Annotated in this window: 14 protein-coding genes and 2 pseudogenes; 9 read left to right on the top strand and 7 right to left on the bottom strand. The window is 70.6% G+C overall.

Annotation, left to right across the window (positions count from 1 at the left end; genetic code table 11):
* Window positions 1-59: 59 nt before the first annotated feature.
* The 5 genes and pseudogenes from RB628_RS29135 to RB628_RS29115 all read right to left on the bottom strand — a co-directional run.
* A pseudogene (locus RB628_RS29135) lies at window positions 60-470 on the bottom strand (MurR/RpiR family transcriptional regulator); the annotation flags it as partial.
* A gap of 93 nt (window positions 471-563) precedes the next feature.
* Entirely contained in the window at window positions 564-1,502 is a 939-nt protein-coding gene (locus RB628_RS29130) for an ABC transporter substrate-binding protein (protein ID WP_318323515.1), read from the bottom strand.
* Window positions 1,503-1,585: 83 nt separating this feature from the next.
* Window positions 1,586-2,275 carry an ABC transporter permease gene (locus RB628_RS29125; protein WP_318323514.1) on the bottom strand — a complete coding sequence of 230 codons (690 nt, stop codon included), beginning with the start codon at window positions 2,273-2,275 and terminating at the stop codon, window positions 1,586-1,588.
* Window positions 2,272-2,937, bottom strand: coding sequence for an ABC transporter permease (locus RB628_RS29120; RefSeq protein ID WP_318323513.1), 666 nt, complete (start codon window positions 2,935-2,937; stop codon window positions 2,272-2,274). The genes RB628_RS29125 and RB628_RS29120 overlap by 4 nt, the downstream gene beginning before the upstream one ends.
* Complete coding sequence (locus RB628_RS29115; protein WP_318323512.1) at window positions 2,934-4,052, bottom strand: ABC transporter ATP-binding protein; 1,119 nt, start codon at window positions 4,050-4,052, stop codon at window positions 2,934-2,936. Before RB628_RS29115 ends, RB628_RS29120 begins: the two co-directional genes overlap by 4 nt.
* 138 nt (window positions 4,053-4,190) lie before the next feature.
* Between RB628_RS29115 and RB628_RS29110 the strand changes: the two are divergent.
* The 5 genes and pseudogenes from RB628_RS29110 to RB628_RS29095 form a co-directional block, all read left to right on the top strand.
* Window positions 4,191-4,829, top strand: a pseudogene (locus RB628_RS29110) (ornithine cyclodeaminase family protein); the annotation flags it as partial.
* On the top strand, window positions 4,775-5,191 hold the full coding sequence (locus RB628_RS42720) for a hypothetical protein (protein WP_412180743.1): 417 nt from the start codon (window positions 4,775-4,777) through the stop codon (window positions 5,189-5,191). The pseudogene RB628_RS29110 and the gene RB628_RS42720, both read left to right, overlap by 55 nt.
* On the top strand, window positions 5,188-6,765 hold the full coding sequence (locus RB628_RS29105; RefSeq protein WP_318323510.1) for an aromatic amino acid ammonia-lyase: 1,578 nt from the start codon (window positions 5,188-5,190) through the stop codon (window positions 6,763-6,765). Before RB628_RS42720 ends, RB628_RS29105 begins: the two co-directional genes overlap by 4 nt.
* Window positions 6,762-7,685, top strand: a complete 924-nt coding sequence (locus RB628_RS29100) for an amidohydrolase family protein (RefSeq protein WP_318323509.1) — start codon at window positions 6,762-6,764, stop codon at window positions 7,683-7,685. Before RB628_RS29105 ends, RB628_RS29100 begins: the two co-directional genes overlap by 4 nt.
* 163 nt (window positions 7,686-7,848) lie before the next feature.
* Complete coding sequence (locus tag RB628_RS29095) at window positions 7,849-9,909, top strand: non-reducing end alpha-L-arabinofuranosidase family hydrolase (protein WP_318323508.1); 2,061 nt, start codon at window positions 7,849-7,851, stop codon at window positions 9,907-9,909.
* Window positions 9,910-9,948: 39 nt separating this feature from the next.
* On the opposite strand, the gene RB628_RS29090 is transcribed toward RB628_RS29095, so the two are convergent.
* Together RB628_RS29090 and RB628_RS29085 are read right to left on the bottom strand one after the other, a co-directional pair.
* Window positions 9,949-10,713: a CoA-transferase subunit beta gene (locus tag RB628_RS29090; RefSeq protein ID WP_318323507.1), complete on the bottom strand. Its 765-nt coding sequence runs from the start codon at window positions 10,711-10,713 to the stop codon at window positions 9,949-9,951.
* Entirely contained in the window at window positions 10,710-11,588 is an 879-nt protein-coding gene (locus tag RB628_RS29085; protein WP_318323506.1) for a CoA transferase subunit A, read from the bottom strand. Before RB628_RS29085 ends, RB628_RS29090 begins: the two co-directional genes overlap by 4 nt.
* A gap of 137 nt (window positions 11,589-11,725) precedes the next feature.
* On the opposite strand from RB628_RS29085, the gene RB628_RS29080 reads away from it, so the two are divergent.
* The 4 genes from RB628_RS29080 to RB628_RS29065 are packed head-to-tail and all read left to right on the top strand — an operon-like array spanning window position 11,726 to window position 15,807.
* On the top strand, window positions 11,726-12,817 hold the full coding sequence (locus RB628_RS29080; RefSeq protein ID WP_318323505.1) for an NAD(P)H-dependent flavin oxidoreductase: 1,092 nt from the start codon (window positions 11,726-11,728) through the stop codon (window positions 12,815-12,817).
* 47 nt (window positions 12,818-12,864) lie between these two features.
* Entirely contained in the window at window positions 12,865-13,629 is a 765-nt protein-coding gene (locus RB628_RS29075) for an enoyl-CoA hydratase family protein (protein WP_318323504.1), read from the top strand.
* A gap of 3 nt (window positions 13,630-13,632) precedes the next feature.
* A complete protein-coding gene (locus tag RB628_RS29070; RefSeq protein WP_318323503.1) occupies window positions 13,633-14,763 on the top strand; it encodes an acyl-CoA dehydrogenase family protein in 1,131 nt (376 codons plus the stop codon).
* Window positions 14,764-14,772: 9 nt separating this feature from the next.
* Entirely contained in the window at window positions 14,773-15,807 is a 1,035-nt protein-coding gene (locus tag RB628_RS29065; RefSeq protein WP_318323502.1) for an acyl-CoA dehydrogenase family protein, read from the top strand.
* Window positions 15,808-15,832 lie beyond the last annotated feature (25 nt).

The following is a 15,832-nucleotide window of genomic DNA, read 5'->3' as shown; positions in this document are numbered from 1 at the left end:
TAATCTTGTCGGACTCTGTTCGATCCTGATGGCTCACTCTTCACTCAGTGCCTGGACAAGGCGCGCAGCCCGAGCACCGGCAACGGCCGGGAGGCGGCGAGCAGCCACCCCGCCCGCTCCACGGGTCCGGGGTCGGCGAGCAGGGACGCCAGTTGCCGCAGGTTGCCGATCCCGGCCTGTAGCGCCTGCTGGTACGGGATGTCCGACCGTTCCCCGGCCTCGGCGCCGGCGGGTGCGACGTCCCGCAGATGTCTGCGCAGCGCCGGATACCCGTCGAAGCCGAGGGCGACGGCGAACCGCGTCACCGACGGCTGGCTGACGCCTGTCCGTTGGGCCGGCTCCACGCTCGGCAGAAAGGGCACGTCCGCCGCCTGCCGGACCAGACAGTGCGCGATCCGGCGCTGCGTCGGGGTGAGCCGGCGTCCCTCGAAGAGCTGGTGCAGCCGTACGTCACTCACTCTGCTCCCCAGCCGGTCGTGTTCGGTCCCCTCTCCCCTGCCTGGACTGCCTGGACTGCGTGGCGAGGGAGAGGGCGGGCGGTGTGCGCGGCCGAACCCGGCCGGTCAGCTCACGAGGCCGGCGTTCGTCAGCCACTCCTTGGCGACGGTGCTGGAGTCCTCCTTGTCGTTGACGAGCTTCTTCATCATCTCCAGCAGGTCCTCTGTGGTGAGCTTCGCCGAGATCGCGTTGAGGGCCGCCTTGGCCGTGTCGTCGACCGCCGACTTGTAGACCAGGGGCGTGACGTTCTGCGAGGAGAACAGGTTCTTGGGGTCCTCCAGGACCACCAGCTTGTCCGCGACGATGGCGGGGTCGGTGGTGTACAGGTTGGCGGCCTGTACGTCGTTCGACTTGAGCAGCTTCACCAGGGTGGTCTGCGCGCCCGCGTCCAGGGGCTGGAACTTGCCGAACTCGACGCCGTAGACCGACTTCAGACCGACCCCGCCCTGTGTGCGGGTCTTGAACTCCGAACCGGCCCCGATCGTCATGTCCTTTGCGACCGGCTTGAGGTCGGCGAGAGTCCTGAGATTGTACTTGGCGGCGGTCTCGGCGGTGACGGTCACCGAGTCCTTGTCCTCGGCCGCGGCGGAGTCGAGTATCTCCACCGACGACGGGAGTTTCGCCCTCAGCTCTGCGTTCACCTGCTCCGTGCTGGTCGCGGTGCTGTTCTCGTCGACCGCCACCGACAACAGTGCTCCGTTGTACTCGGGGAAAACGCCGATGCCGCCCTTGACGACCTGGTCGTAGTAGACCTCGCGGGCCCCGATGTCGAACTTCCGCGTCACCTTCAGGCCCTTGGCCTCCAGCGCCTGGGAGTAGATCTCGGCGAGCAGCTGGTTCTCGGGAAAGTTCGCCGAGCCGACGACGATGGACTTGCCGCTGCCGCCGCTGTCGCCCGCCAGCGGATTGTCGTCGCTGTCGTCGCCACCTCCGCAGGCGGTGAGCGAGAGTGCGGCGATCAGACCGAACGCGGCGCCGCGGTGGATGCCTCGCATGCTGCTCATGGGTGTTTCCTCTCTCGGAGCCCGGAGGCTCGGAAACTCAAGGGGTTCAAGGGGTTCAGTGGGTTCAAAAGGGTTCTGAGGATTCAGGACCTGGACGCCGAGACCCGCAGGCCCGGCGAGACGACGACGCGCCCTAGCGCGGTGAAGGCGACCTGGACGGCCAGTGCCAGTACGACGACGACAGTCGATCCGCCGATGACCAGCTCGTAGTCGTTGCGGGAGAGCCCGTCGACGATGAAGCGGCCGAGGCCCCCGAGGCCGGGGTAGGCGGCCACGGTCGCGGTGGCCACGACCTGGATCGCGGCGACCCTGAGACCGAGGAGGATCAACGGCAGCGCCATCGGTACCTCCACCCGTACCAGGACCTCCCACTCGGTCATACCGACCCCGCGCGCCGCGTCCCTGGTGTCGGGGTCCACGCCCCGCACCCCCTCGAAGGTGTTGATGAGGATCGGCGGGACCGCCAGCGCCACCAGGGCGACCAGCACGGGCGTCGTGCTGAGTCCGGCGAGCGTGACGACGAGGACCACCAGACCGAAGGTGGGGATCGCCCGCGCCAGGTTCGCCACGCTGGCCACGGCGAACGCCCCGCGGCCGGTGTGCCCGACGAGCAGCCCGAGGGTCAGCCCGATGAGGGCGGCGAACAGCAGGGACAGACCGCTGTAGGTGAGGTGCTCCAGGAGCCGCTGCGGGATTCCCTCGTCGCCGTGCCACTGCTGCGAGGACGTCAGCCAGTCTCCCACGAGCCGGATCTGGTTCAGGAAGTCGTTCATCGCGACGTCACCCTGCTCCGGGACCACGGGGTCAGCAGCCGCTGTGCCAGCACCAGCAGTGCGTCGGTGGTGAGTGCGAGCAGCATGATCAGCCCGATCGCGGTGATGATCGGGGTCGGGAAGTCGAGTTGCAGACCACGGGTGATGTAGTACCCGAGACCGCCCTGTCCGATCAGCTGCCCCACGGCGACAAGGCTGATGGACGAGACGGCGGCGACCCGTACGCCGGCGATGACGACCGGTACGGCGATCGGCAGTTCGACCTGGACGACACGGCGTATCGCGCCGAATCCCATCGCGGTGGCCGCGAGCCGGACCGGTTCGGGGACCGAGGCCAGCCCGTCCACGACGTTGGGTACCAGCACCGACAGTGTGTAGATCGTCAGCGGGATCATCACCGTGCGTTCGGTGAGCCCCGTATAACGGACGAAGATCATGAACAGGGCCAGGGACGGTATCGAGTACAGGATGTTGGCCACGGTCAGCACTGGTGGATACAGCCAGCGGTAGCGGTGGCAGAGGATGCCGAGAGGTACCGAGATGACCAGCCCGAACAGCACCGGCAGCAGGCCGAGTCTGAGATGAACGCCGGTGTAGTCGGCCAGCTCACCGGCGTGGTCGCCGATCCACTGCCACCGGATCAGCGGCTCGTCGTCGCTCATCGTTTCTCACCGCCCGTCCCGTCGGCGCCGGCCTCGGACATGACCGTGGACAGCTCGTGGGCGTCCACGACCCCGACGACCGCGCCGTCGGCGTCCACGCCCACCGCGAGCCGGGCGGGCGACAGGAGCGCCGAGTCGAGGGCGGCCCGCGCCGAGTCGCCGTCGAGGCTGAAGGTGTGACCGAGCGGCGCCAGCGGTACGTCCGCGAGCGTGCCACTCTCCGGGAGGTCGGTGACCACGGTCCAGCCAAGCGGCCGCCGGCCCTCGTCGACGACCAGTACCCAGGGCTCGCCGCCGGTCCGCGCGGACGCCACGGGAGAGGTCGCCGGCAGCACCGGGCCGTCGCGCAGGGGCACGTCGGCCGCGTTGACGAAGGAGAGCCGGCGGATGCCCCGGTCGTGTCCCACGAAGTCGGCCACGAAGTCGTCGGCGGGCTGGGCGAGCAGCCGCTCGGGGGTGTCGAACTGTGCCAGCTTGCCGCCGGTGCGGAACACCGCGATGTTGTCGCCGAGTTTGATCGCCTCGTCGATGTCGTGGGTGACGAACACGATCGTCTTGTGCAGTTCCCTCTGGAGCCGGATGAACTCCGCCTGCAACTCCGCCCGGACGATCGGGTCGACCGCGCTGAACGGCTCGTCCATCAGCAGTACGGGCGGGTCGGCGCCCAGCGCCCTGGCCACCCCGACGCGCTGCTGCTGCCCGCCGGAGAGCTGGTTCGGATAGCGCTTGGCCATCTCGCCCGGCAGCCCCACCAGTTCCAGCAGTTCCGCCGCCCGCGCCCGGGCCTTCTTCCGGCTCCAGCCGAGCAGCAGCGGAACGGTGGCTATGTTGTCGAGGATGGTGCGGTGCGGGAAGAGCCCCGCGTGCTGGATCACGTACCCGATGCCGCGGCGCAGCTCTGGGGCGTGGATCTCCCGGATGTCCTGGCCGCGCAGGCTCACCGTCCCGGCCGTGGGCTCCACCATGCGGTTGACCATGCGCAGGGTCGTGGTCTTGCCGCAGCCGGAGGGACCGACCAGGACCGTGATGCCACCCTCGGCCAACTCGAGCGACAGTTCGTCCACCGCTGTCGTCCCGTTCGGATAGTTTTTGCTCACCGCGTCGAATCTGATCAAGGCTGCCCCTTACCCGACTTGCATATAATCATGCAGAGTTATCGGTGACTGAATGACAGTCAATGGTCATCTGTAAACGGCACGTTACAGTCACACGAAATCAGGCCCGGGAGGCCCGGAGAACAGGGGGACACCTCCATGAAACCGGTCTGTTTCACCTTCCTCAACGGCTCGGACATCGGGCAGCTGGAGCTGACCGACACCGAGATCCTCGACGCCGTCGAGCAGGGGCTGCGTGCCCAGGGGCAGGGCGAGACGGTGATCGAACCGCGCGTCCACCTCGTGCCCGACGCCTCGTTCAACGGGCACTTCAACGTGCTGCGCGGCTATGTCGCTCCGCTCTCGCTGGCCGGGGTCAAGATCGTGGGCGACTTCGTCGGCAACTACGAGGCCGGTCTGCCCTCCGAGATGGCTTTGCTCAACCTCTTCGACCCGCGCACCGGCATGCCGGTGGCCGTGGTCGACGCGACCGCTCTCACCGAGATGCGCACGGGCGCGCTCACCGCGCTGGGGGCACGCCATCTGGCCCGCCCGGACGCCGGGGTGCTCGGACACATCGGCGCCCGCGCCACCTCGTACTGGAACGTCCGCCTCCTCGACCGGATCTTCGACCTCGCCGAGATACGTGTCCACTCGCGCCGTCCCGAGAGCCGCGCAGCCTTCGCCGAGCGTCTGGAGCGGGACCTCGGCAAGCCTGTCGTCGTGACGAAGGACTGGCAGAGGTGCGTGGAGGGCGCCGACATCGTGGTGGAGGCGTCCCGTCTCGAACGTCCGGAGCCGCTGCTGAAGACGGAGTGGATCGCCCGCGGCGCCCTGGTCGTGCCCTACGGGACGAACAGCGCGGTCGAACTCGGCCTCACGGACATTTGGACAAGATCGTCGTCGACGACTGGGGGCAGGCACACGCCGGACCGTTCGGCGCCCTGCGCGCCCACGTGGACTCCGGCAGGCTCAACAAGGCCGATCTGCACGGCGAGCTGGGCGAGATCGTCGCGGGCCGCAAGCCCGGCCGGGCGAGCCCGGCGGAGACGAACCTGTTCTGGCACCGCGGTCTCTCCCTCTCCGACATCGCGCTCGGCGCCGCGATGCTGAGGAAGGCCGAGGAACGCGGCCTCGGCCAGAAACTCCGCTTCTCATGACGGACACCGCCAGGACAGACGTCGGATTCCCGGAGGTCGTCGTCGACGGGCGGTCGCTGTCGTACGAGGATGTCGTCGCCGTCGCCCACCACGGCACCCAGGTCGCCCTGGCGGACGCGGTGTTGCCTCGGCTGGTGCGCGAGCGGGCCGTCGTCGAGGACATCGTCGACCGCCAGGTACCGACGTACGGCCTGACGACGGGTCTGGGCACCCGCTCCTCCTACGCCCTGCCGCGCGCCGAGCTGGAGGCGTTCAGCGTCCGCACGGTGCGCGGACGGGCGAACGCGGTCGGCGATCCGCTGCCGGTCCCCGTCGTACGCGCCGCGGTCCTCGCCCGGGTGAACGGCCTCGCGGGCGGCGGCAGCGGGGTGCGGCCGGAGATCGTGCTGCTGCTGGTGGCGATGCTCAACGCGCGGGTGCATCCCGTGATCCCCGAGGTGGGGTCAATCGGCGCCTCCGACCTGTGCCAGCTGGCGCATGTCGGCCTGGTCGTCATCGGCGAGGGCAGCGCCGAGTTCGACGGGAAGGTGTGCGACGGCGCGACGGCACTGCGGCGGGCCGGTCTCGCGCCGGCCGGACTGGGCCCGAAGGACGGGCATGTGCTGTGCAGCGCGAGCCCGCTGGCCGCCGGACAGAGCGCGCTGGTCCTGCACGAGGCCGCCGCACTCCTCACCATGGCCCAGGCGGTCACGGCGCTTACCTATGAGGGTTTCCGGGCGAACACGAGTCCGCTCGACGCCCGGGTACTGGGCCTGCGCCCCGCCCCCGGCCAGTCCCGCGCCGCGTGCGAGCTGCTCGCCCTGCTGGACGGCGGCGAACTGGGCGATCCCCGCAACGCACGCCGGGTCCAGGATCCCGTCAGCCTGCGCTGCGCCGCCCAGGTGCACGGCGCCGCCTACGCGGCCATGGGCTTCGCCGGTGCCGCCCTGGATCCGGAACTGAACGGCTGCGGCGACAACCCGGTGGTGCTGCCCGACACCGGCGAGATCCTCTCCTCCGGCAACTTCCACACTCCGGCGCTGGCCCTCGCGCTCGACACCCTCGCGCTGGCCCTGGCCCAGACGCCGGCCGTCTCCGCCGAGCGCATACGCCGGCTGCTCGACCCCGCCGTCAGCGGTCTGCCCGCGAACCTCTCACCGTACGGACCCGAGCGCTCGGGCTTCGCGCCCCTGACCAAGACCGCGCAGGCACTCGTCGCCGAGATCCGCATGCTCTCCACTCCGGTGTCCACCGACCCCCGCCACGGCGCGGACGCCGTCGAGGACGACTCGACCAACGCGGCGCTCGGCGCCCGGCGACTGACCAGGGTCCTCGCCCGGCTGCGACCGCTGCTCGCCGTGGAGGCCGTGGTCGCCGCACAGGCGGTGGACCTGGCCGCGCCGCCCGCCCTGGGCCGGGGACCCCGGCTCCTGCACCGGGCGATCCGGGCGGCGGTGCCGCCCCTCGACGACGACCGGCCCTGCGGGGTGGACGTGACAGCGGTGAGCCACGGCATCCTGGGGTCCGACAACGTCCGGGGCGCGCTGCGCGCGTTGCTGGGAGAATCGTCAGCCCCGGCGGGAGGAGCTTCATGACCAGCGTCGACGTACACCAGCATCTGTGGACCCCCTCGCTGGTGGCGGCCCTGCGCTCGCGCCGCGAACCCCCGTTCCTCAACGGCTGGACCCTGTACCTGCGCGGTGAGCCGCCCTACGAGATCCCACCCGCCGACCACGACATCGCCCGCCGTACGGACATCGCCGGCGCCGACGGCCTCGGCCGGGTGCTCGTCTCGCTGTCCGCCCCGATCGGCGTGGAGTGGCTGCCCGCCGCCGAGGCCCGGCCCCTGCTGGACGCGTATCACGAGGGATCGGCCGCTCTACCGAAACCCTTCGGCGCCTGGGCCGCAGCCTGCGTTCGGGACATCGACGCGAACGCGACGGCCAAGGATCTCGACCGGGGGTTCGCCGGCCTCCAGCTGCCGGCGAACGCCCTCGCCGACGCGGCAGGTCACGCGCGGTGCGCCCCCCTGCTCGATCTGCTCGCAGAACGCGATCTGCCGCTGTTCGTGCACCCGGGACCCGCGGCCGGCGAACCGGGGGGCCCCGGGTGGTGGCCGGCGATGGTCCCGTACGTCCAGCAGATGCACGCCGCCTGGTTCGCCTTCCGCGCCTTCGGCCGACCGCGCCATCCACACCTGCGCGTGTGCTTCGCACTGCTCGCCGGCCTCGCCCCGCTGCACGGGGAGCGCTTCGCCGCCCGGGGCGGCGGCCAGGAGGAGGCGGACGTGGACCCGGGCGTCTTCGTCGACACGTCGTCCTACGGCCCTCGTGCCGTCGACGCCGTCGTCCGCGCCCTCGGCACCGGTGCCGTCGTCCAGGGCTCGGACCGGCCCTACGCGGAGCCGCCGCTGCATCCCGGCTTCGGTCTGGGCGGAGCGGCCGCGCACGCCTTCCGTATCGCCAATCCGCGGCGGCTGCTCACCGGGAAGCAACGGCGAAACATTTCGGCGTGAAAACCGAATGATGCGAGAGGTATTGACGCGCCCTGTGCGCCTCCTATCATCCAAGACGTCCAGAAGGGCGGCCGGTGTTCGACATGGCGAACACCCAAGGGCTCGACCACGCCTCCGTCCGGTCACGCACACCTCTTAGCCCCCGCACAAGAGGAGCGCACATATGTCATGGCTCCATCAATTCCCCACCCGCCGGAACGCCCGCCCTCTCGGCGGCACGGTCCTGCTGGTCGCGACCGCGCTGCTGGCGACCGGCACCGCCACGGCCGTGCCCGCGGCCGAGCCGGCAGCCGACGTCCGGGCCACCACACTGGGGGCCCAAGCGGCCCAGTCCGGGCGGTACTTCGGGACCGCCGTGGCCGCCGGCAAACTCGGTGACACGGCCTACGCGAACATCCTGAACCGCGAGTTCAACATGGTCACGCCCGAGAACGAGCTGAAGTGGGACACCACGGAGCGCTCGCGCGGCTCGTTCGACTTCGCCCCCGCCGACCGGATCGCCAGTCATGCCGCGTCGCACGGGCAGCGTCTGCGCGGCCACACCCTGGTCTGGCACTCCCAACTGCCCGGCTGGGTCAGCTCCATCACGGACGCGAACACCCTGCGCAGCGTGATGAACAACCACATCACCACGGTGATGAACCACTACAAGGGAAAGATCCATTCCTGGGACGTGGTCAACGAGGCCTTCGCCGACGGCGGGAGCGGCACACATCGTGCCTCCGTGTTCCAGAACGTGCTGGGCGACGGCTTCATCGAACAGGCCTTCCGTACCGCGCGAACGGCCGACCCGGCCGCCAAGCTCTGCTACAACGACTACAACATCGAGAACTGGAGTGCCGCGAAGACGCAGGGCGTCTACCGCATGGTGCGCGACTTCAAGGCGCGGGGCGTACCCATCGACTGCGTCGGCTTCCAGGCGCACTTCGGCACCGGCGGCCCGCCGTCCAACTTCCAGACCACGCTGTCGAGCTTCGCGGCGCTCGGTGTGGACGTACAGATCACCGAACTCGACATTGCGCAGGCGCCGTCGGCCGCGTACACGAACACCGTCCGGGCGTGCATGAACGTGTCACGCTGTACCGGGATCACCGTGTGGGGCATACGGGACAGCGACTCCTGGCGGAGCGGGGAGAACCCACTGCTGTTCGACGGCAACGGCAACAAGAAGGCGGCCTTCCAGGCGACGCTGACCGCGCTGGGCGGTAGCTCGGCGACGGTGGCGGCGCGGACCGCCGGCACCCGCTCGGCCGCTTCGGCGGCTGCCCTGCCCGGCAGTTTCAGCTGGAGTTCCAGCGGCTCGCTGATCGCCCCGAAGCCGGACTCGGCGCACCCCGGCATCGCCGGGATCAAGGACCCCTCGGTGGTCCACTACAACGGCAGGTACCACGTGTTCGCCAGCACGGCGAGCGCCTCCGGGTACAACCTGGTGTACCTCAACTTCACCGACTGGTCGCAGGCGGGTTCGGCCACGCACCACTATCTGGACCGCTCCGCGATAGGTACCGGATACCGGGCCGCGCCGCAGGTGTTCTACTACGCGCCGCAGAGGCTGTGGTACCTCGTCTACCAGACCGGGAACGCCTCCTTCTCCACCAACCCGGACATCAGCGACCCGAACGGCTGGAGTGCTCCCCGGCACTTCTACTCCGCGATGCCGGACATCATCAGGCAGAACATCGGCAACGGTTACTGGGTCGACATGTGGGTGATCTGCGACAGCTCCAACTGCTACCTGTTCTCCTCCGACGACAACGGCCACCTGTACCGCTCGCAGACGACCGTCGGCCAGTTCCCGGGCGGCTTCACCAACACGGTCATCGCGGCCCAGGACTCCAACAGGTACGCCCTGTTCGAAGCCGCCAACGTCTACAAGGTGCAGGACAGCAACCAGTACCTGTTGCTCGTCGAGGCGATCGGGTCGGACGGGAAACGCTGGTTCCGCTCCTGGACCGCGAACAGTCCCGGCGGCTCGTGGACGGCGCTGGCCGCCTCGGAGAGCAACCCGTTCGCCCGGGCGAACAACGTCACCTTCCCGGCCGGGGCCTGGACCAGGGACATCAGTCACGGCGAGATGATCCGTGCGGGCTACGACCAGACGCTGACGATTCCCGGCTGCCGGCTCCAGTACCTGTACCAGGGTCTCGATCCCGGTGCGACCGGCGACTACAACACCCTGCCGTGGCGTCTCGGGCTGCTCACCCAGACCAACTCCCCCTGCTGACGGGCCGGGAGTCCCGGTGAGGTGCCGGGGTGCCGGGTCCTACGACCCGGTGCCCCGGCTCACCTCGCGGTCGCGCAGCCCGCGAGGGTCGACGACCTCGCGGATGAGCCGCAGTTCGGTCTCGTCGGGCATACGGGTCTCGGTGGCGCCGCTCGCGTCGATCTCGAAACCGGTGTTCGCGTGGACCTCTTCCGCGGTGACGCCGGGGTGCAGGGAGCGCACGCGCAGCCGCCCGTCCTCCCCGTAGTCGAGAACCGCGAGGTTGGTGATCACCACGCCCAGGTCGTGGAACCTCAGCCCCCTGCCGCCGCGCGCACGGTCGTTGCCCACACCGCAGACCACGTCGACCTTGTCGGCGAACACCTTCGGGGTGTGCCGGGCCACCCAGTAGTCGGTGCGGTGGTTGGCGGTGTTGCCCGGAGCGCCGCGCACACCGATGAGTTGCCGCGTGGGACGACGCCAGTCGCCGATGAGGGAGATGTTCTGGTTCCCGTACCGGTCGATCTGACTGGCCCCCATCATGCTCTGCCGACGACCACTGGAGACGATGTCGAAGACCCGCCGGTACGGCACCCAGCCCTCGACGACGCCCCCGTCGGCGGCGGTCCGGCCGAGCGGCGGCGGATCACTCATGAAGTAGGCCTCGCCGTCGGTCAGGACCAGGTCCGGGCTGGACGTCAGACGGGCCAGGCGCGCCCCGACCGAGGGCAGCACCCCGGCCGTGTGCGCGAGCACCTCCCCGGCACCGCGCCACGCGTCGGCGCAGGCAGCGGCGCACACTTCGGCCCGGGTGATCTCCGTCATCGTCCCTCCCCCTGTCCGTCGCGGTTCGCGTGGAACTCCGCCACGGCCTCGTGGTACGCCTGCTCGTCGCCGTCGAGAAACGTCTTGCGGAACAGCTGCCAGCAGTCGGCGTCCCGCGCCGCCGACGCGTAGTGCGCCTGGAACGCCTCGTCCCGCGCGTAGTCGGGATCGCAGGAGGTGAAGTGGGCGCCACGGGGTGTCTCGATGACCCCGTTGACGAAGAGACGGCTGATCAGCAGTGACTGAGCGGGCCCGGCGGCGAGCAGGTCCTCGGGGGCGACGATCCGCTCGGTGCTCACGTAGCAGCGGTCGGCCGCCATCGCGAACAGGTCGTCGAAGTACGGGTCCGGGCCGAGGTATTGGGCGTTGCCGGCCGCATCCGCGCGGTTGACGTGCACCAGAGCCACATCGAGCCGCAGGGCCTTCATCGCCACGTACTCCTCGTCGGCGTACGGGGAGGCGATCGTCACCAGGTCGGGGTTCATCCTGAGGACGTCGGAGCCGAGGCCCGCGCGGGTCGGCAGGAAGGACAGCCGGCTCGCGGCGGCCCGCAGACCGGTGACGATCATGCCCTCGTCGTACTCGGCCGTCTCCACGCCGCCCCGCTCCCGTACGGCGCGGAAGTGCGGGTCGAGGGCGATGCTGTCCAGCGAGACGAAGCCGTAGACGAGCTTGCGCACCCTGCCCGCCGCGCACAACAGCCCCACGTCCGGGCCGCCGAACGTGACGACGGTCAGGTCGCGCACGTCGCCGCGCAGGAGTTCACGCACCAGTGCCATCGGTTTGCGCCGCGATCCCCAGCCGCCGATACCGATGGTCATGCCCGACTCGACGGTCCCGGCGAAGTCCGCCAGGGACATCGACTTGTCTCCCATGGACTGTTTCCTCCCACGCTCCCACCCCTACGGAGTCTTACCTAGCAAACAATTGTTAGGTTACGTTGGCTCGACCGACAACCCCTCGGCAGCCGGGACTCACGGCCCCGGCGAGCGGCGCGCGAAGGAGACCCGGTATGAGCGCCCCCATCGCCCCCGTCCACCCCGCCCTGCACACCGCGCTGTGCGACCTGGTCGGTGTCCGCCACCCGATCGTGCAGACCGGCATGGGATATGTGTCAGGGCCCGGACTGACGGCGGCCACCGCGGCGGCCGGCGGGCTCGGCATCCTGGCGAGCGCGACGCTCTCCCTCGACGAGACCCGGGACGCCATCCGGGCCGTCCGGGAGCGCACCGACGCGCCGTTCGGGGTGAACATGCGCGGCGACGCACCCGACGTCCTGGAACGCGGCCACCTTCTAATGCGCGAGGGCGTGCGGATCGCGTCCTTCGCACTCGCCCCGCAGGAGCGCGTCGTCCGCGAGCTGAAGGACTCGGGGCTGGTCGTCATCCCGTCCATCGGCGCCCGCCGCCACGCCGAGAAGGTCCAGGCATGGGGCGTGGACGCGGTCGTCGTGCAGGGCAGTGAGGGCGGCGGCCACACCGGGGGCGTCCCCACCTCGATCCTGCTCCCGCAGGTCGTGGACGCCGTCGACATCCCGGTGATCGCGGCCGGCGGGTTCTGCGACGGGCGGGGGCTGGTGGCCGCGCTCGCCCAGGGTGCCGTGGGCATCGCGATGGGCACGCGGTTTTTGCTGACCAGCGACTGCACCGTGCGCGACTCCGTCAAGGCCGAGTACCTCAGGCGGGGCGTCACCGACACCGTGGTCACCCCGGTCCTCGACGGCATCCCCCAGCGCGTCCTGCGCACCGAAGCGGTGGAACGGCTGCTGCGGGAACGGGCGCCCGCGCGACTCGTCCGTTCGCTGCGGCACGCCGCCGCGTTCCGGAAGGTCTCCGGCACCTCGTGGTCCGACCTGGTCCGCGAGGGACTGGCGATGCGCCGCAGCCATGAACTGGGCTGGTCCCAGGTGGTGATGGCGGCGAACACCCCGATGATGCTGCGCGCCGGCATGGTCGACGGCCGGACGGACCTGGGGCCCCTCGCATCCGGCCAGATCGCGGGCGTCATCGACGACCTGCCCAGCTGCGCCGAACTCATCGAACGCATCGTCGCGGAGGCCGACGCCGTCCTCACCCGTCTGACCAACACCGGAGCGAAACGGTGACCGCGGCCGGCCGCCCCGCGACCCGGCACCGCGACACAGGAGAACCCATGGGCACTGAACTCGTCAACGCCGCCGTCGACGAACGTGGCATCGCCGAGGTCGTCGTCGACTGCCCGCCGGTCAACGCCCTGCCGGTGGCAGGCTGGTACCGGTTGGCGGAGACGGTCGAACGGCTCGGCCGCGATCCGGACGTGCGGGTGGTGCTGCTGCGCGCCGAGGGGCGCGGTTTCAACGCCGGTGTGGATGTCAAGGAGTTGCAGGCCGACACCGGCCACGCCGCCGTCATCGGGGTGAACCGTGGCTGCTTCGCCGCGTTCGCCGCGGTCTACGACTGCGCGGTGCCGGTCGTCACCGCGGTCCACGGGTTCTGTCTGGGCGGCGGGATCGGTCTGGTCGGCAACTCGGACGTGATCGTCGCTGCCGAGGACGCGTACTTCGGGCTGCCGGAGGTGGACCGGGGCGCGCTGGGCGCCGCGACGCACCTGTCCCGTCTGGTCCCGCAGCACAGGGCCAGGGCGATGATGTACACCTGCGCCACCGCGTCCGCCGCCGAGCTGCACGCCTTCGGCTCGGTGCTGGACGTCGTACCGGCCGACCGGCTGCGGGACCGGGCCCTGGAGGTCGCCGCCGACATCGCCGGGAAGAACCCGGTGGTGATCCGCGCCGCCAAGGAGGCCTTCAACGGCATCGACCTGTGGGACGTGAAGCGCAGTTACCGCTACGAACAGGGCTTCACCTTCGAGATCAACCTGTCGGGCGTCGCCGCCGAGGTCCGCGACACCTTCGGCGGCCGTACGGACGGGGAGGGGTGAGCCGTGGATCTCACCTGGAGTGCCGAGGAGGAGGCGTTCCGGCAGGAGGCGCGGGCATGGCTCGCGGCGAACGTGCCCAGGAATCCGCTGCCGTCCGGTGACACCCGCGAGGGGTTCGCGGCCCATCTGGACTGGGAGCGCGCCCTGTTCGAGGCCCGCTGGTCGGTCGTGTCCTGGCCCGAGGCGTACGGCGGCCGGGACGCGTCCTTGTGGCAGTGGCTGATTTTCGAGGACGAGTACCACCGGGCCGGGGCGCCCGCCCGGGTCACTCAGAACGGTATCTTCCTGCTGGCCCCGACCGTGTTCGCGTTCGGCACGCAGGAGCAGCAGCGGCGCGTTCTGCCGAGGATGGCCGCCGCCCAGGACCTGTGGGCGCAGGGCTGGTCCGAGCCCGGCGCGGGCAGCGACCTCGCCGGCATCCGCAGCCGGGCGGTCCGCGACGAGGGGGCCGGCGGCTGGCGGCTGACCGGCCAGAAGACCTGGACGACCCGTGGCGCCTTCTGCACGCACCTGTTCGGACTCTTCCGTACGGACCCGGAGGCGGAGCGCCACCGCGGGCTCACCTACTTCCTCGTTCCGCTGGACGCGCCCGGTGCCACGGTGCGCGGTTTCGAACGGCTCGACGGGGACGAGGGGTTCGCCGAGGTATTCCTCGACGACGTCTTCGTTCCCGACGCCGATGTGCTCGGCGGGGTCGGAGAAGGGTGGCGGGTGGCGATGGCGACCACCGGGTCCGAGCGCGGGCTGACCCTGCGCTCCCCCGGGCGCTTCCTGCACACCGCCGAACGGCTGCTCGGCCTGGCGCGGGCAGAAGGGCCGGGGGCGCACCGGGACCGGGTCGTGCAGTCGTGGATCGAGGCCCAGGCCTACGAGTTGTTCACCCTGGAACAGGTCACGTCGATCGTCGAAGGGCGGCCGGTCGGTGCGGAGTCCAGCCTGAACAAGCTGTTCTGGTCCCAGCTGGACATCGCCCTGCACGAGACGGCGGCCGAACTGCTCGGGCCCGAGGCGGAGGTCGACGGGCCCTGGAGCCGGGGCTTCCTCTTCTCGCTGGCGGGCCCCATCTACGCCGGGACCAACGAGATCCAGCGCAACATCGTCGCCGAGCGACTGCTCGGCCTGCCGAGGAGGTGACCGGAAGCGATGCGCTTCGCCGCAGCCGAACGGGACACGGCTCTTGCCGAGGCCGCCGGTGAGGTGCTGGCCAAGCAGGCCGGCGCCGAGCAGATCCGGGCCGGATGGCCCGGTGGCCGCACCGAGGCCGTGGACGCCGTGTGGCGCACCCTCGCCGGGGTCGGTGTCACCGGTGCGCTGGTCCCCGAGAGCGCCGACGGCCTGGGCCTCGACGAGAACGCGCTTCCGCCGCTGATGCGGGCCCTGGGCCGCAGCGGCCTGCCGGTACCGGCCGCCGAGACGGTGGCCGTCGGCGCGTCGCTGCTCGCTGCCGCGGGCGCCCCCCAACTCGCGGCCGTACTAGGAGGATCGGCACTGCTCACGGTGTCCCTCACCTCCGACGCCCCCGTCCCCTTCGCCGCGCGCGCCGATCTGATCGCCGTACCCGCCGACGACGGGCTGCGCCTGCACACGCGCGACGACGTGGAGTTGGAGCCGGTCGACTCGGTGGACGGCTCCCGGCGGTTGGCCCGGGTGCACCCTCCGGCGGGCGGCGGGCTGTTGCTGGCCGAGGGGCCCGCCGAACTGGCCGTCGCCCACCGGCGCGGGGTGCTGGCCACGGCCGCGCTGCTGGTCGGGCTCGGTGAGCGGATGCTTGAACTGACGGTCGCCCATGTCCGGGAGCGGCAGCAGTTCGGCGTACCGGTCGGCTCGTTCCAGGCGGTCAAGCATGCCCTTGCCGATGTGGAGCTGGCGGTGCGCTTCGCACGGCCGGCGGTCCTCGCGGCGGGCTGGGCGCAGGCGGCCGGGGACGCGGAGGCCGCCGTGCGGACGTCGATGGCGAAGGTGCTCGCCTCGGACGCGGCCAGGAAGGCGGCCCGTACGTCGATCCAGTGTCACGGTGCCATGGGATACACCACCGAGTGCGACCTCCATCTGTACGCCAAGCGGGCCTGGGCTCTGGCTGCGGACTGGGGCGGGCCCGCGGAACACCGGGAGTTCATCGCGGGGCATCTGGGGCTCACCGGGTCGGCGGGCATCGTCAGCCAAGGAGTGACCACGTGAACGGAATCTGCCAGGACCGCGTCGC

The sequence above is a fragment of the Streptomyces sp. ADMS genome (assembly GCF_033441795.1).
Lineage (GTDB): Bacteria > Actinomycetota > Actinomycetes > Streptomycetales > Streptomycetaceae > Streptomyces.
Note: the sequence above shows the minus strand (reverse complement) of the source record. Positions and strands in the feature narration are given on the sequence as shown.

Excerpts from the sequence above, each read along its gene's own strand:
- RB628_RS29130 (WP_318323515.1), bottom strand. The coding sequence starts at position 1,502 with ATGAGCAGCATGCGAGGCATCCACCGCGGCGCCGCGTTCGGTCTGATC.
- RB628_RS29125 (WP_318323514.1), bottom strand. The coding sequence starts at position 2,275 with ATGAACGACTTCCTGAACCAGATCCGGCTCGTGGGAGACTGGCTGACG.
- RB628_RS29120 (WP_318323513.1), bottom strand. The coding sequence starts at position 2,937 with ATGAGCGACGACGAGCCGCTGATCCGGTGGCAGTGGATCGGCGACCAC.
- RB628_RS29105 (WP_318323510.1), top strand. The coding sequence starts at position 5,188 with ATGACGGACACCGCCAGGACAGACGTCGGATTCCCGGAGGTCGTCGTC.
- RB628_RS29100 (WP_318323509.1), top strand. The coding sequence starts at position 6,762 with ATGACCAGCGTCGACGTACACCAGCATCTGTGGACCCCCTCGCTGGTG.
- RB628_RS29095 (WP_318323508.1), top strand. The coding sequence starts at position 7,849 with ATGTCATGGCTCCATCAATTCCCCACCCGCCGGAACGCCCGCCCTCTC.
- RB628_RS29090 (WP_318323507.1), bottom strand. The coding sequence starts at position 10,713 with ATGACGGAGATCACCCGGGCCGAAGTGTGCGCCGCTGCCTGCGCCGAC.
- RB628_RS29085 (WP_318323506.1), bottom strand. The coding sequence starts at position 11,588 with ATGGGAGACAAGTCGATGTCCCTGGCGGACTTCGCCGGGACCGTCGAG.
- RB628_RS29080 (WP_318323505.1), top strand. The coding sequence starts at position 11,726 with ATGAGCGCCCCCATCGCCCCCGTCCACCCCGCCCTGCACACCGCGCTG.
- RB628_RS29075 (WP_318323504.1), top strand. The coding sequence starts at position 12,865 with ATGGGCACTGAACTCGTCAACGCCGCCGTCGACGAACGTGGCATCGCC.
- RB628_RS29065 (WP_318323502.1), top strand. The coding sequence starts at position 14,773 with ATGCGCTTCGCCGCAGCCGAACGGGACACGGCTCTTGCCGAGGCCGCC.